Consider the following 14,054-nt stretch of genomic DNA (forward strand, 5'->3'; position numbering starts at 1 on the left):
AGGTGGTCCAGACTTGTATAGCAATCGGACTCGTGAGGTGGCTGTCCGCTAGCCGCTGTCCTCGACAGTAATCCCGTCCGCCGCAAGGCGGGCACAGGCACCATCGTCGAGACCGTGTGGCAGCGGTGCGGCGAAACCACGACAGCCACCCGACCCCCGGGGTGCCGGCCCAGTCCAGCCGGCCCGCGCGCGAGCGCGGAAGCCCCGGGGGTCGCTTTATGCCCAGGGAGATCACCGTGTCGATGCGCGAGCTTGCGGTGCTCGGTACGGCCAGCCAGGCCCCGACCCGACAGCGCAACCACAACGGCTACCTGCTGCGCTGGGACGACGAGGTGCTCCTCTTCGACCCGGGCGAGGGCAGCCAGCGGCAGATGCTGCACACCGGGATCTCGGCCACCGACCTCACCCGGATCTGCGTCACCCACTTCCACGGCGACCACTGCCTGGGTCTGCCCGGCATGATCCAGCGGCTCTCCCTCGACCGGGTGCCGCACCCGGTGACCGTGCACTTCCCGGCCAGCGGCACCGAGTACTACCACCGACTGCACCACGCGTCGAGCTTCTACGAGACCGCGGACCTGGTGGCCGAGCCGATCGACACCGACGGGCAGCGGATCACGCTGCCGATCGGCACCCTGGAGGCCCGCCGGCTGCGGCACCCGATCGAGACGTACGGCTACCGGCTGGTCGAGGCGGACGGCTGCCGGATGCTGCCGGAGCGGCTGGCCGCGTACGGCATCGCCGGTCCGGCCGTCGGCAAGCTGCAGCGCGACGGCCACCTGGACCTGGACGGCCGCCGCGTCACCCGGGACGAGGTGAGCGTGACCCGACCGGGCCAGCGGTTCGCGTTCGTGATGGACACCGGGCTCTGCGACGGGGTGTGGGCCCTGGCCGAGCAGGCCGACCTGCTGGTCATCGAGTCGACCTTCCTCGAGTCGGAGGCGGCGCTCGCCGCCGAGGTCGGCCACCTCACCGCCGCGCAGGCCGCGCGGGTGGCGACCGAGTCCGGGGTACGCACGCTGGTGCTCACCCACTTCTCCCAGCGGTACGCCGACCCCCGCCGGTTCGCCGACGAGGCCCGTGAGCACTTCACCGGGGACCTGGTGATCGCCGAGGACCTGATGACCGTGCCGGTGCCGCGCCGGCGGGTAGCCTCGGCCGGATGACGATCTCCCTACGCCCCGCCACCGAGGCCGACCTGATGGCCGTCGGCGCGCTGCACCAGCGCTCCCGGGTCGCGGCGTACTCGTCGTTCCTGCCGCCGGAGGCGCTGGCCGAACCGACGCCGGAGGCGATGGGCCGGTACTGGGTGGAGCGGCTGACCTGGGAGGGGGCGGACCACCGGATGACCGTCGTCGTACGCGACGGCCGGCTGGTCGGGTTCAGCTACCTCGGGCCGGACGACGCGGGCGACCCGGCCACCGGCCTGCTCAACGCCATCCATCTGGAGCCGGACGAGCGGGGCCGGGGCACCGGCCGGGCGCTGATGGTCGACGCCCTGGCCGCCATGCGGGCGCGCGGCTGGTCCCGGGCGGTGCTCTGGGTGCTCCGGGACAACGCGTCCGCGCGGCGCTTCTACGAGCGCGGCGGCTGGACCGCCACCGGCGAGGAACGCGACGACCGGATCGGCCCCGCCCTCGTCCCCCAGCTCCGCTACGCCCGGCAGCTGTGACGGACCGACTCCGGCGTTCGCCCTGAGCTGATCGGGGCATGGGCGTCGGCGGCGGCGCGTTGGCACCGGCATGGACACCGAGCACACCGAGCGGGCGGAGGACGCCGCGCTCGACGCGTACTCCCGGGTGGTGACCGGCGTGGCCGCCCGGGTGCTGCCCAGCGTGGCCGCCCTGGCGGTCCGGACCGCGCGCGGCGCCGGGGCCGGCTCCGCCGTGGTCATCGGCCCGGACGGGCTGCTGCTCACCAGCGCCCACGTGGTGCAGGGCGCCGCCGACGGCACAGCCGCCTTCGGCGACGGCACCGAGACCCGGTTCCGGGTGGTCGGCGCGGATCCGCTGTCGGACCTGGCGGTGCTGCGGGCCGGACAGGCGAGCGTCGCGCCGGTGGAGCTGGGCGACGCGGACCGGCTGCGGATCGGCCAGCTGGTGGTGGCGGTCGGCAACCCGATGGGGCTGGCCGGGTCGGTCACCGCCGGGGTGGTCTCCGGGCTGGGCCGATCGCTGCCGGCCCGGGACGGGCGGGTCACCCGGCTGATCGAGGACGTGATCCAGACCGACGCCGCGCTGAACCCCGGCAACTCCGGCGGCGCGCTGGCCGACTCCGCCGGCCGGGTGGTCGGGGTGAACACGGCGGTCGCCGGGTACGGCCTCGGACTGGCCGTGCCGATCAACGCGACCACCCGGCAGATCATCGCCGACCTGACCGCCGACGGCCGGGTCCGCCGGGCCTGGCTGGGCGTGGCCGGGGTGCCCGTACCGCTGCCGCCGGAGATCACCGCGCGGACCGGGCAGCGGCGCGGGCTGCGGGTGGTGGAGGTGGTGCCGGGCAGCCCGGCCGGGGTGGCCGGGATCTACCTCGGCGACGTGATCGTCGCGGCCGGCGGCCGGCCGGTGCAGGACGGCCAGGGCCTGCAACGGCTGATGCTCGGCCCGGCGATCGGGACCCGGCTGCCGGTCACGGTGCTGCGCAAGGGGGCGTACGTCGACGTGGTGGCGGTCCCCACCGAGCTGACCCGCTGACCGGTCACGCGCCGTCCCGGTCCGGGAGGTACGCCTGCCCTGTGCCCTGCTTGTGCCCGGGCTGTGACCCGGCGGCAGGAAAGAACGCGAGGGCCCTCCCCAGTCGGGGAAGGGCCCTCGCCGGGACCGTCCGGGTCAGCGCGCGCCGAGGTGGGCGAGCAGGTCCTGCCGGGTCAGCACACCCTTGGGCTTGCCGTCCACCAGCACCAGGGCCGCGTCGGCCTTCTCCAGCAGCGCGACCGCCTCGCTGACCGGCTGCCCGCCACCGATCATCGGCAGCGGCTCGGCCATGTGCCGCTCGATCGTGTCGTGCAGGTGCGCCTGCCCGGTGAAGAGCGCGTCGAGCAGGTCCTTCTCAGCGATCGAGCCGGCCACCTCACCGGTCACCACCGGCGGCTCGGCCTTGAGCACCGGCAGCTGGGAGACGCCGTACTCGCGCATGTAGTCGATGGCGTCGCGGACCGTCTCGGTCGGGTGCACGTGCACCAGCTCGGGCAGGCCGCCCGGCTTGCCGGCGAGCGCGTCGGCCACGGTCGGCTCGGTGCCGGACTCGTCGAGGAAGCCGTACCGGGCCATCCACTTGTCGTTGAAGATCTTGGACAGGTAGCCCTTGCCGCTGTCCGGCAGCAGCACCACGATCACGTCGTCCGGGCCGGCCTTGCGGGCCACCTCCAGGGCGGCCACCACGGCCATGCCGCAGGAGCCGCCGACCAGCAGCCCCTCCTCGCGGGCCAGCCGCCGGGTCATCTCGAAGGACTGCTTGTCCGACACCTCGACGATCTCGTCGGCCACGGTCCGGTCGTAGGTCTCCGGCCAGAAGTCCTCACCGACGCCCTCGACCAGATAGGGCCGGCCGGTGCCGCCCGAGTAGACCGAGCCCTCCGGGTCCGCGCCGACGACCGTGACCCGCCCCTCCGAGGCCTCCTTGAGGTAGCGGCCGATGCCGGAGATGGTGCCGCCGGTGCCGACACCCGCGACGAAATGGGTGATCTGACCCTCGGTCTGCTTCCAGATCTCCGGGCCGGTGGTCTCGTAGTGCGAGCGCGGGTTGGCCGGGTTGCTGTACTGGTTGGGCTTCCAGGCGCCGGGGATCTCCCGGGCCAGCCGGTCGGAGACGTTGTAGTAGGAGCGCGGGTCCTCCGGCGCGACGGCGGTCGGGCAGACCACCACCTCGGCGCCGTACGCGCGCAGCACGTCCTGCTTGTCCTGGCTGACCTTGTCCGGGCAGACGAAGACGCACTTGTAGCCCTTGAGCTGGGCCACCAGGGCCAGGCCGACGCCGGTGTTGCCGCTGGTCGGCTCGACGATCGTGCCGCCCGGCCTGAGGATCCCCGCCTGCTCGGCGTCCTCCACCATCCGCAGCGCGATCCGGTCCTTCACCGAACCGCCCGGGTTGACGTACTCCACCTTCGCCAGCACGGTCGCCTGGATGCCCTCGGTGACGTTGCGCAGGCGTACCAGCGGGGTGTTGCCGATCAGCTCGACGACGTTGTCGTAGTACTGCACCTCGTTGTGCCCTTCGTTGCGCCGCCGCCGACGGCGGCCGGGAAGACTTCTGTTCGTCGCCCAGGGTACGGGGCGTCAGGGCACCACATGTCCAGGGATGACCGAGCTGCGACGTGCCTCCCACTCCAGGAACCGCTCGGTCTCGGCGAGCACGCTGCCGGCCAGCCAGGTCACCATCACGGCGTCGTCGGCCAGGCCGAAGATCGCCAGCGGGATCTCGGGGAGCAGGTCGATCGGCGAGACGATGTACGCCGTCGCCCCCGCCATCAGAGCCAGCCGGAGGCCGCCGTCGTACTCCCCCTTGGCGGTGGCCCGGATCATCCTGGGCAGCGCCGCCAGCCGGGCGCCCAGCGAGGGCCCGCCCCGCGTCCCCGTCGCCAGCGCCCGAGCCAGCGCGGCGAAGGCCGCGCTCCGCTTCAATGTCTTCCCCATCAGTCCGCCCCTTTCCGCTCGACCAGGGTGCGGTGCCGACGCAAGCCCGCCCCACCCGGACAGGTACCCCGAACGGTCGTCGCCCAGCCTCCTGATCACGAGGAGAGCGGGTGTCGTGGTGGCGCGATAATGTCGACCTCATGGGGGACGCTGGTTCCGTCGCACCGGCCGGCTGGCAGCGTGTCCGGCGGATCGCCCGCGTGGCGGCGATCGGCACGGGCGCCACCGTGGCGGCCACCGTCGCGACGGGTGGGGTGCTGCTCGGTCAGGCCCGGCAGGCCCGGCGCACCATCCCGATGGCCGAGGCGCCCCCGCCCCGCTGCGACGGGGTGTACGGCCCGAAGCTCCCCGGTCCGCCGGTCACCATGGTCATCCTCGGCGACTCCTCGGCCGCCGGCTACGGCGTGCACCGCCGTCGGGAGACCCCGGGTGCGCTGCTGGCCACCGGGCTGTCCCGCCGGCTGCACCGGCCGGTCCGGCTGCACCGGTTCGCCGTGGTCGGTGCCCTGTCGGCCGGGCTCAAGCCGCAGGTCGAGTCGGCCCTGGAGATGGCGCCCGACATCGCGGTCATCCTGATCGGCGGCAACGACGTCACCAACCGCACCCCGCCGACGGTGGCGGTGCGTTACCTGATCGACGCCGTCCGCACGCTGCGCGCCGCGGGCTGCGAGGTGGTCGTCGGCACCTGCCCCGACCTGGGCGCGATCCGGCCGATCCAGCCGCCGCTGCGCTGGCTGGCCCGCCGCTGGAGCCGGCAGCTCGCCGCCGCGCAGACGGTCGCGGTGGTCGAGGCGGGCGGCTGGACGGTCTCCCTCGGTGACCTGCTCGGTCCCCGGTTCGCCGCCGAGCCGGCCCGGATGTTCGCCTGGGACCGGTTCCACCCTTCCGCCGAGGGGTACGCGGTCGCCGCGGCGGCGCTGCTGCCCACCGTGCTCTCCGCGCTGGGCGCCGGTCCGGACCGTCGGGTGCCGCTCGGCGCGCGGGGCGGCGTCCGGTCGCTCCCGGACGCGGCCCACGAGGCGGCCCGGCACGCCGGCACCGAGGTCAGCGGCGCCCAGGTCCGGGGCCGCGACCGGGGCCCCGGTGGCCGGTGGGCGCAGCTTCGACGGCGGGCCTTCTTCGGGGTCGGCGCGGTGCCGCAGGCCAGCTCCTCGGCCGAGTCATCGACCCTGGAGGGGCTGGCATGAGCCGGCCTGGCGGGGCATCATCAGCAGACACAACGCGGGCCACGCTCATGTTCGAGGTCGTTCGGGGGAAGACAGCCACCGGCGCCGCGAGCGGACCGGTCCGCACCGTCGGACCGGGGAGGTGTCGTCATGACGCAACGTAACGAACTTGTCACCCGACTGGGTCGGGCCGCGGCCCTCTCCCTGGTCGCCGGCACGGTGGGCGGGGCAGCGGTCCTCGCCGGCCAGGCCATCGCCGCCCGCAACCGCCAGTACGCCCAGCCCGAACTCGGCCTCGCGCTGCGGGCCACGGTGGGCCACACGGGCGCCCCGCCGCTACGGCTGGTGCTGCTGGGCGACTCGTCGGCCCTCGGCGTCGGGGTGGCCCGCTTCGAGGACACGATCGGCGGTCAGCTCGCCCACCTGCTCGCCGACGGGCCGCCCGGCCGGCGGGTGCACCTGTCCAGCGTGGGCGTCTCCGGCTCCCGCTCCACCGACCTGGCCACCCAGGTGGCCCGGGCGCTGCTCGGCGAGCGGCCCGACGTGGCGGTGATCCTGATCGGGGCGAACGACGCCACCGCGCTGGCCCGGCCGGCCGACGCGGCGGCGTACCTCGGCTCGGCGGTGCGCCGGCTGCGCGAGGCGCACGTCGAGGTGGTCGTGGCCACCTGCCCCGACCTCGGCGCGGTGCGGGCGGTCGCCGCCCCGCTGCGGCAGGTGATCGCCTGGTCCGGCCGGCGGATCGCCCGCGCCCAGACGGCGGCCGTGCTGGACGCCGGCGGCACGGTGGTGGACCTGGGCACCGAGACCGGCCCGGTGTTCCGGGCGGACGCCGGGACGCTCTGCCACGACGGCTACCACCCCTCCGCCGACGGCTACCGGGTCTGGGCGCACGCGCTGCTGCCGGCGGTCGAGGCGGCGGCGACGGTCGCCTCCCGGCACCACTGAGCCGGCCGAGCGGGGTGACATTTCCCGCCCACCCGCCAGCTTCCGCGCCAAGTTACCCGCGGGTTAACGTTGGTTCATGCCGATTGAGTCGCCCCGCGACGCCGTCATCGTCGCCACCGCCCGGTCCCCCATCGGCCGTGCGTTCAAGGGTTCCCTGCGGGACGTCCGCCCGGACGACCTCGCCGCCACCATCGTCCAGGCCGCCCTCGACAAGGTCCCCGCGCTGGACCCCACCACGATCGACGACCTCTACCTGGGCTGCGGCCTGCCCGGCGGCGAGCAGGGCTTCAACATGGCCCGGGTGGTCGCCACCCTGCTGGGCCTGGACGGGCTGCCCGGTGCCACGCTGACCCGTTACTGCGCCTCCTCGCTGCAGACCACCCGGATGGCGATGCACGCGATCAGGGCCGGCGAGGGCGACGTCTTCCTCTCCGCCGGCGTCGAAACCGTCTCCCGGTACGCGCGGGGCAACTCGGACACCCTGCCCCCCGAGGCGCAGGCACTGGTCGGCGGCGGCTGGGAGAACCCGCGCTTCGCCGAGGCGCGCGAGCGCTCCGCGGCCCGCGCCCAGGGCGGCGCCGAGGTGTGGACCGACCCGCGCGAGGCCGGCCAACTGCCGGACATCTACCTGGCCATGGGGCAGACCGCGGAAAACCTGGCCCAGGTCTACGACATCACCCGCGAGGACATGGACGCCTTCGGCGTCCGCAGCCAGAACCTGGCCGAGAAGGCGATCACGGACGGCTTCTGGGCCCGCGAGATCACCCCGGTCACCACGCCGGACGGCACCGTGGTCAGCACCGACGACGGCCCGCGCCCGGGGGTGACCCTGGAGGGAGTCACCGGCCTGAAGCCGGTGTTCCGCCCGGACGGCCGGATCACCGCCGGCAACTGCTGCCCGCTCAACGACGGTGCGGCCGCCGTGGTGATCATGAGCGCCCAGCGCGCGCGGGAGCTCGGCCTCACCCCGCTGGCCCGGATCGTCTCCACCGGCGTCACCGCCCTGTCGCCGGAGATCATGGGCCTCGGCCCGGTCGAGGCGTCGAAGCAGGCGCTCCAGCGCGCCGGCATGACCATCGACGACGTCGACCTGGTCGAGATCAACGAGGCGTTCGCCGCCCAGGTGATCCCGTCGTACCGGCAGCTGGGCATCCCGGAGGAGAAGCTGAACGTGATGGGCGGCGCGATCGCCGTCGGCCACCCGTTCGGCATGACCGGCGCCCGGATCACCGGCACCCTGCTCAACGCCCTGGAGTGGCACGACAAGACCATCGGCCTGGAGACGATGTGCGTCGGCGGTGGCCAGGGCATGGCGATGGTGCTCGAGCGACTGAGCTGAGGTCGATTCCCCGGAGTCGCAGCCGGGTACGGGAGGCGCCATGGCAACCGTCGTGGAACGCGAACGGAAGTACTCCGGCGACGAGGGGTTCCGGCTGCCCGACCTGACCGGGTGCGGTGGCGTCGTGACGACGTCCGACGCCACCGCCCACGACCTCGACGCGGTCTACCTGGACACCCCCGACCTCCGGCTGGCCCGCAGCGGCTTCGCGCTGCGCCGGCGTACCGGCGGGCACGACGCGGGCTGGCACCTCAAGGTGGGTGCGGCCACCGGGGCCCGGACCGAGTACCAGTTCCCCGCCGGGCCGGAGGACACCGAGCCGCCGGCCGGGTTGGCCGCGCTCTTCCGGGCCGCGGCCCGGGGCGGGGCGGTCTCCCCCGCCGCCCGGATCGTCACCCGCCGCCGGGAACGCCGCCTCCTCGACACCGCCGGCCGGGCCCTCGCGGAGGTCGCCGAGGACAGCGTCGAGGCGCACGACCTGGTCAGCGGCGAGCGGCAGGCGTGGCACGAGATCGAGGTCGAGCTGGTCGACGGGGACGAGGCGCTGCTCGACGCGGTGGACGCCCGGCTGCGCGCGGCCGGCGCCCGCCCGGTGCCCGTGTCCAAGTCGCAGCGCGCCCTCGGCGGCCGGCTCGCCGCCGCCCGCCCGGCGCCCGCCGACCCCGGTGCCGCCCCGGTGCTGGACTACCTGACCGCCCAGCGCGACGCGCTGATCGGCAACCACCCCGGCGCGTGGGGCGGCGACGAGGACGCCGTGCACGACATGCGGGTCGCCGTACGCCGGCTCCGCTCCACCCTGCGGACGTTCCGGGGGCTGTGGGAGCGGCGGGAGAGCGAGGCGGTGCGGGCGGAGCTGAGCTGGCTGGGCGGCCGGCTCGGCCCGGTGCGGGACACCCAGGTGATGGCCGCCCGGCTCGCCGAGGCGGTCCGGGCGGAACCGGACGAGCTGGTGCTCGGCCCGGTCGCCGCGCGGCTCGCCGAACGGTTCGCCGCCGACCTGGCCACCGCCCTCGACGACCTGCGGGCGGCGCTCGGCTCCGACCGGTACGCCGACCTGCTCCGCCGGCTCGACGCGCTGGTGGAGGGGCCGACCGCGAAGACGGTGGACGCCCGCTGGGTGTCCCGCCGGGTCCGCCGCGCGGTGACCCGGGCCGACGACCGGCTGGACCGGGCACTGCCCGACGGGGCGGACGTGGCGCTGCACGAGGCGCGGAAGGCCTACAAGCGGGCCCGGTACGCGGTCGAGGTGCGCGAGCCGGCCATGGGCGGCCCGGCCGCGAAGCTGGTGGACCGGCTCAAGGAGCTCCAGGACCAGCTCGGCGCGCACCAGGACTCGGTGGTGACCCGCGAGGTGCTGCGCCAGCAGGCGCTGCGCGCGTACGCCGACGGGGAGAACACCTTCACCTACGGGATCCTGCACGCGCGGCAGGCCACCGCGGCAGAGCGGGACGTGCCGGCCCTGGTCCGGGCCGCGGACCGGGCCCGGAAGCGGAAGGTCCGGCGCTGGCTGAAGCGGTGACCGGTCAGAGGGCCGACCGGGTGGCGGCGATCGCGGCCGCGGCCCGGCCCAGCACCGCCTCGGGTGCGCCGGCCGCCACCAGGTCGGCGGCGACCACCCGGAGCTGGTCGGGCAGGGCCAGGTCGCTGCCGAGCCGGGGGACCTCCCGACGCGACTCGCCCGCCGCGTCCGCGGCCAGGTTGGCGATCTCCTGCACCAGCTTGTGCACCAGGTCGGCCCGGGACACGTTGCCCCCTTCGGCCTGCGCCGACCAGCGCGGCTGCTCCCAGTGCCCGACCTGACGGACCAGCAGTTCCACCGCCCGGTCCAGTTCCGCTGCGCTCATCGCGGCCGAGTCTACGACGGCTCCAGGTCGCGGCGCGGCGGCAGACCGGCCTCCATTCGGACCGGGGCGCCGCCTAGCGGCGCGGAGGCCGAATTATGGCCGCCAGCCGAGCTGGAGTTGTCGTACGGTCAGCGACGGACGTAGCTGAGCAGGCGCAGGATCTGCCAGTACAGGAAGATCAACCCGACCAGCAGCCCGAACGCGCAGTACCAGGCGTACCGGCGGGGCAGGCCGGCCCGGGCCGAGCGCTCGACCAGGTCGAAGTCGAGGATGAAGCTGAGCGCCCCGGCGATGATCGCCACCACCGAGAAGACGTACGGCAGCCAGCCGACCCGGGCGGTCAGGCTGTACATCTCCAGTCCCTGCCGCCCGCTGAGCAGGTAGGTGACCAGGTTGACCAGGCCGATCGCCACGATCCCGATCAGCGTGCCGAGGACCAGCCGGGCCAGTCGCGGGGTGGCCCGGACGATCCGCGCCCGGTAGAGCAGGGCCATGCCGAGGAAGACTCCGAAGGTGCCGATCACCGCCTGCGCCACGATCCCCGGGTAGACCAGTTCGAAGGCCCGGCTCGCCACGCCCAGCAGCAGCCCCTGGAGCACCGCGTACGCGGCGATCAGCGGCGGGTTGGTGACCTGCTTCAGCGAGATGAACAGCACCAGCGCCAGGCTGGCCAGGGCGCTGCCGGCCAGTGCCGCCGAGATCCACCACGCCTGCGGGACGGCCACCCAGGCGATCGCCGCCGTGACGCCGGTGAGCAGCAGCAGCCCGACCGTCCGGCTGACCACGTCAGCCACGGTCATCGACTCGACGGCGCCGACCCCCAGCACCTGGCGTTCGGCCCGGCCGACGTCGTCCAGCCGGTCCAGCACCGGATTGGCACTCCGCACCGCGACCTCCTCGGCGACGTACCCCGGTCTTCACTCTGCCCCGGGTGGCCGGGCGGCGGCGGGAAAACGGCGACGCCCGCCGCCGCGGTCGCGGCAGGCGGGCGTCGCCGGAGTACGGGACGGTCAGTCGTCGCCCTGGAAGTAGCTGAGCAGGCGCAGCACCTCCAGGTAGAGCCAGACCAGGCCGACCACGATGCCGAAGGCGGCGGTCCAGGAGTAGCGCTGCGGGAGCCCCATCCGGACGCCGTCCTCGATGTTGGCGAAGTCGAGCACGAAGCTCAGCGACGCGACCACGATGCAGACCAGGCTGAAGCCGATGGCCAGTGGGCTGCCGTCGCGCAGGTGGGTGTTGACGCCGAAGAGCGCGAGCACCAGGTTGATCAGCATGACCGCGAAGAGGCCGCCCATGATCGCGATCATGATCCGGGCGAACTTCGGGGTGGCCCGGATGACGCGCGACTTGTAGAGCATCGCCATCAGGAAGAAGACGCCGAAGGTCGCCACCACGGCCTGGAGCACGATGCCGTCGTAGAGGGTGTTGAAGGTCTTGCTCACCGCGCCGAGGAAGACGCCCTCGACGATCGAGTACGCGATGACCAGTGCCGGGTTGGCCATCCGGGAGAACGAGATGATCAGGCCGAGCACCAGGCCGACGACGGCGCCGCCGATCCAGGCCAGGCCGAGCAGCTGGTCCGGCAGGACGGCCCAGGTGGCGGCGGCCGTGGCGCCGAGGATGCCCAGCAGGGTGACCGTCTTGACGACCACGTCGTCCAGGGTCATCGGGGTCACGGTGGGCGGGGCCGCCGGGTAGCCGGGCGCCGCCGGGTACGGCTGGTGCTGCTGGGGGTACGGCTGATACTGCTGCGGGTATCCGGGCTGACCGTACGGCCCGGGCTGGGCGTACCCGGCCGCCCGCTCGCGGTCGGCCGCCTGGCCGAGCCGGGCGAGCACCGGGTTCGAGGTCTTCACTTCTCAGGCCTCCCTCAGGGGGTCGATGCACGTGAACGTGCAGCCTCCAGGGTAAACGGGACCCGCACCCCCGTGCCGGGCGCGAAGCTGTGGGAAAGCTGAGAGTCTCGTGTGCCCGGGGCGGGGGTCGAACCCGCACGCCTTGCGGCAGCCGCTTTTAAGGCGGCCGTGTCTGCCGTTCCACCACCCGGGCGGGTGACACCGGCGCGCCGACACGCGGCGGTGCAGGTCTCACCGTAGCCGTTGCGCGGCGACCCGGCGTACCCCGTGGGGGCCACGCCGATATGGTCGAGCCCGTGACCAGCGCCGCCCCCACGGCCCCCGGGCCCGAACCCGACGAGGCCGTCCGCCTCGACCCCGCGGTCGCCCGCCCGACCCGGACGGCCCGGCTGCTGGCCGCCGTCGTCCGGCGCCGCGCCGACCTGCTCGTCGCGCTGCTCTTCGTGCTGCTGGCCGGGTGGCTCACCCACGGGCTCTGGCCGGCTCCGGGACAGCGGGTGCTCGCGCTGAACCCGGCGGACCAGACCCTCTACGAGTGGTTCCTGGCCGTCGACTCGCGGGCCCTGCTCGGCGACTTCGGCCTGCTCACCGACCGGCTCAACGCGCCGGACGGGGTCAACCTGATGGCCAACACCACGGTGATCGCGCTGGGCGTGCTGTTCGCCCCGGTCACCCTGGCGTTCGGGGCGCCGGTCAGCTTCGCCCTGCTCGTGGCCGGGAACCTGGCGGGCACGGCGGTCGCCTGGTACCTGCTCCTCACCCGGACGCTGCGCGTCCGGCGGGTCGCCGCCGCGCTGGGCGCGGCGCTCTGCGCGTTCGGCCCCGGCATGGTCTCGCAGAGCAACGCCCACCTGCACATGACGGCCCAGTGGCTGGTGCCGGTGATCGTCTGGCTGGTGGTCCGGCTGCTCCGGGCCGCCGACCCGGCCGGCCGCCAGGACGGGCCGGACGGCCGGCGGATGGCCAGCTCGGCCGCCGGGCTGGCGGCCGTGGTCACCGTCCAGATCTTCATCGGTGAGGAGGTGCTCTTCCTCACCGCGTTCACCCTCCTGGTGATGGCGATCGCGTACGGGCTGGCGGACCCGGCGCTGCTGCGCCGGGCGCTGCCGGGCTTCGCCGGCGGGCTGCTGGTGGCCGCCGGCCTCGCCCTGCTCGTGCTGGGCTACCCGCTGTGGCACCAGTTCGCCGGGCCGCAGGGCGTCGCCGACGGGATGTTCAGCCCCTACTACTTCTCCGCCGACCTGACGAGCTGGTCGACCCTCTCTCCGCTCTCCGTGCTGGGCAGCGACGCCTCGGCCCGGCTGACCACCGGGCCGGCCGAGTACAACACCTTCCTCGGCTGGCCGCTGCTGCTGGTCACCGTCGGCTGCGCGGTCTGGCTGGGCCGCCGTCCGCTGGTGGCCGCCTGCTTCGCCGGTGGGCTGGTGGCCGCCGTCATGTCGCTCGGCCCCGAGGTGGTGGTCGGCGGCGAGCGGACCGGCCTGCCCGCCCCGTACGCGCTGCTGGCCGGGCTGCCGGTGGTGGACGGCGCGCTGCCGATGCGGTTCGCCCTGGCGGTGCTGCCGCTGGCCGGCACGGTGCTGGCCCTCGCCGTGGACCGGGCCCTCGCCGAACGCGGCCGGTCCCGGCGGCTGGTGCCCCTCGCCGTCGGCGCGGCCCTGCTCAGCGTCCTCCCCGCACCGCTGCCCACGGCCGACCGGCCGGCGCTGCCCGAGTTCATCTCCGCCGGCCACTGGCGGCAGTGCGTACGCCCCGGCGGGGTGCTGGTCCCGGTGCCCGCGGCCACCCCGAAGGACCCGGGGCCGATGCGCTGGGGCACCGCGGCCGACGCCGCGTTCGGCATGCCCGAGGGTTTCTTCATCGGCCCGTACGGCAAGGACGGCTCGGCGGCGATGGGCACCTACAAGCGCCCGACCTCGGCCCTGCTGGCCGACGTGGCGAAGCGCGGGGTGCCGCCGGCGATCGGGGACCAGCAGCGGCGGCAGGCCGCGCGGGACATCGACTTCTGGGGCGCCTCCTGCGTGGCGCTGACCGACGACGCCCCGCACGCGGAGACCCTGCGGCTGACCCTGGAGCAGCTCTTCGGCCCCGGCACCCGGGTCGCCGACGCCTGGACCTGGCGATTCTGAGCCCGCCAACGTCCGGATGACCGGCACGGTTCGCGGCAGGTCGGGGTGCCCGGGCTGCCGGACACCCCGCTCCGCGGCATATCGAGTCGAGCAAACGGAAAGGACCCCTCCCGCGTACGGGAGGGGTCCTTTCCGGCGAAC

At 74.5% G+C, this 14,054-nt stretch carries 13 protein-coding genes and 1 tRNA gene; 8 read left to right on the forward strand and 6 right to left on the reverse strand.

Translation table 11 applies throughout. The features are described from left to right. Nucleotides 1-236: 236 nt before the first annotated feature. The 3 genes from ACZ6S5_RS08670 (at nucleotide 237) to ACZ6S5_RS08680 (ending at nucleotide 2,693) form a co-directional block, all read left to right on the forward strand. The gene (locus ACZ6S5_RS08670; RefSeq protein WP_465999182.1) at nucleotides 237-1,166 is read left to right on the forward strand and encodes a ribonuclease Z; all 930 of its coding nucleotides are present in this window, start codon (nucleotides 237-239) and stop codon (nucleotides 1,164-1,166) included. Continuing rightward, entirely contained in the window at nucleotides 1,163-1,672 is a 510-nt protein-coding gene (locus ACZ6S5_RS08675; protein WP_465999184.1) for a GNAT family N-acetyltransferase, read from the forward strand. The genes ACZ6S5_RS08670 and ACZ6S5_RS08675 overlap by 4 nt, the downstream gene beginning before the upstream one ends. Nucleotides 1,673-1,742: 70 nt before the next feature. Next, nucleotides 1,743-2,693 carry a S1C family serine protease gene (locus tag ACZ6S5_RS08680; protein ID WP_465999186.1) on the forward strand — a complete coding sequence of 317 codons (951 nt, stop codon included), beginning with the start codon at nucleotides 1,743-1,745 and terminating at the stop codon, nucleotides 2,691-2,693. Nucleotides 2,694-2,828: 135 nt separating this feature from the next. Here the strand turns inward: ACZ6S5_RS08680 and ACZ6S5_RS08685 are convergent, their stop codons facing one another. Further along, the gene (locus ACZ6S5_RS08685; RefSeq protein WP_465999188.1) at nucleotides 2,829-4,199 is read right to left on the reverse strand and encodes a cystathionine beta-synthase; all 1,371 of its coding nucleotides are present in this window, start codon (nucleotides 4,197-4,199) and stop codon (nucleotides 2,829-2,831) included. Nucleotides 4,200-4,274: 75 nt separating this feature from the next. After that, the gene (locus ACZ6S5_RS08690) at nucleotides 4,275-4,631 is read right to left on the reverse strand and encodes a YkvA family protein (RefSeq protein WP_465999190.1); all 357 of its coding nucleotides are present in this window, start codon (nucleotides 4,629-4,631) and stop codon (nucleotides 4,275-4,277) included. Between the two features lie 140 nt (nucleotides 4,632-4,771). On the opposite strand from ACZ6S5_RS08690, the gene ACZ6S5_RS08695 reads away from it, so the two are divergent. The 4 genes from ACZ6S5_RS08695 (at nucleotide 4,772) to ACZ6S5_RS08710 (ending at nucleotide 9,603) form a co-directional block, all read left to right on the forward strand. Next, complete coding sequence (locus ACZ6S5_RS08695; RefSeq protein WP_465999191.1) at nucleotides 4,772-5,818, forward strand: SGNH/GDSL hydrolase family protein; 1,047 nt, start codon at nucleotides 4,772-4,774, stop codon at nucleotides 5,816-5,818. Nucleotides 5,819-5,947: 129 nt separating this feature from the next. After that, nucleotides 5,948-6,745, forward strand: a complete 798-nt coding sequence (locus ACZ6S5_RS08700; protein WP_465999192.1) for an SGNH/GDSL hydrolase family protein — start codon at nucleotides 5,948-5,950, stop codon at nucleotides 6,743-6,745. 76 nt (nucleotides 6,746-6,821) lie between these two features. Next, nucleotides 6,822-8,084, forward strand: coding sequence for an acetyl-CoA C-acetyltransferase (locus tag ACZ6S5_RS08705; protein ID WP_465999194.1), 1,263 nt, complete (start codon nucleotides 6,822-6,824; stop codon nucleotides 8,082-8,084). Nucleotides 8,085-8,124: 40 nt separating this feature from the next. After that, on the forward strand, nucleotides 8,125-9,603 hold the full coding sequence (locus ACZ6S5_RS08710; RefSeq protein WP_465999195.1) for a CYTH and CHAD domain-containing protein: 1,479 nt from the start codon (nucleotides 8,125-8,127) through the stop codon (nucleotides 9,601-9,603). Between the two features lie 4 nt (nucleotides 9,604-9,607). On the opposite strand, the gene ACZ6S5_RS08715 is transcribed toward ACZ6S5_RS08710, so the two are convergent. The 4 genes from ACZ6S5_RS08715 to ACZ6S5_RS08730 form a co-directional block, all read right to left on the reverse strand. Continuing rightward, on the reverse strand, nucleotides 9,608-9,928 hold the full coding sequence (locus ACZ6S5_RS08715; protein WP_465999197.1) for a hypothetical protein: 321 nt from the start codon (nucleotides 9,926-9,928) through the stop codon (nucleotides 9,608-9,610). A 128-nt stretch (nucleotides 9,929-10,056) separates the two neighbouring features. Beyond that, the gene (locus ACZ6S5_RS08720) at nucleotides 10,057-10,815 is read right to left on the reverse strand and encodes a Bax inhibitor-1/YccA family protein (RefSeq protein WP_465999199.1); all 759 of its coding nucleotides are present in this window, start codon (nucleotides 10,813-10,815) and stop codon (nucleotides 10,057-10,059) included. A 123-nt stretch (nucleotides 10,816-10,938) separates the two neighbouring features. After that, complete coding sequence (locus tag ACZ6S5_RS08725; protein ID WP_465999201.1) at nucleotides 10,939-11,784, reverse strand: Bax inhibitor-1/YccA family protein; 846 nt, start codon at nucleotides 11,782-11,784, stop codon at nucleotides 10,939-10,941. Between the two features lie 112 nt (nucleotides 11,785-11,896). Next, nucleotides 11,897-11,977 (reverse strand) — tRNA-Leu (locus ACZ6S5_RS08730). Between the two features lie 103 nt (nucleotides 11,978-12,080). Between ACZ6S5_RS08730 and ACZ6S5_RS08735 the strand changes: the two genes are divergently transcribed. Then, the gene (locus tag ACZ6S5_RS08735; RefSeq protein WP_465999203.1) at nucleotides 12,081-13,913 is read left to right on the forward strand and encodes a hypothetical protein; all 1,833 of its coding nucleotides are present in this window, start codon (nucleotides 12,081-12,083) and stop codon (nucleotides 13,911-13,913) included. Nucleotides 13,914-14,054 lie beyond the last annotated feature (141 nt).

This window comes from Micromonospora sp. NPDC051924 (genome assembly GCF_055586005.1).

What these genes read in the sequence shown, in the direction of transcription:
- ACZ6S5_RS08675 (WP_465999184.1), top strand. Translation starts at nt 1,163, where the DNA reads ATGACGATCTCCCTACGCCCCGCCACCGAGGCCGACCTGATGGCCGTC.
- ACZ6S5_RS08680 (WP_465999186.1), top strand. Translation starts at nt 1,743, where the DNA reads ATGGACACCGAGCACACCGAGCGGGCGGAGGACGCCGCGCTCGACGCG.
- ACZ6S5_RS08690 (WP_465999190.1), bottom strand. Translation starts at nt 4,631, where the DNA reads ATGGGGAAGACATTGAAGCGGAGCGCGGCCTTCGCCGCGCTGGCTCGG.
- ACZ6S5_RS08695 (WP_465999191.1), top strand. Translation starts at nt 4,772, where the DNA reads ATGGGGGACGCTGGTTCCGTCGCACCGGCCGGCTGGCAGCGTGTCCGG.
- ACZ6S5_RS08700 (WP_465999192.1), top strand. Translation starts at nt 5,948, where the DNA reads ATGACGCAACGTAACGAACTTGTCACCCGACTGGGTCGGGCCGCGGCC.
- ACZ6S5_RS08705 (WP_465999194.1), top strand. Translation starts at nt 6,822, where the DNA reads ATGCCGATTGAGTCGCCCCGCGACGCCGTCATCGTCGCCACCGCCCGG.
- ACZ6S5_RS08710 (WP_465999195.1), top strand. Translation starts at nt 8,125, where the DNA reads ATGGCAACCGTCGTGGAACGCGAACGGAAGTACTCCGGCGACGAGGGG.
- ACZ6S5_RS08715 (WP_465999197.1), bottom strand. Translation starts at nt 9,928, where the DNA reads ATGAGCGCAGCGGAACTGGACCGGGCGGTGGAACTGCTGGTCCGTCAG.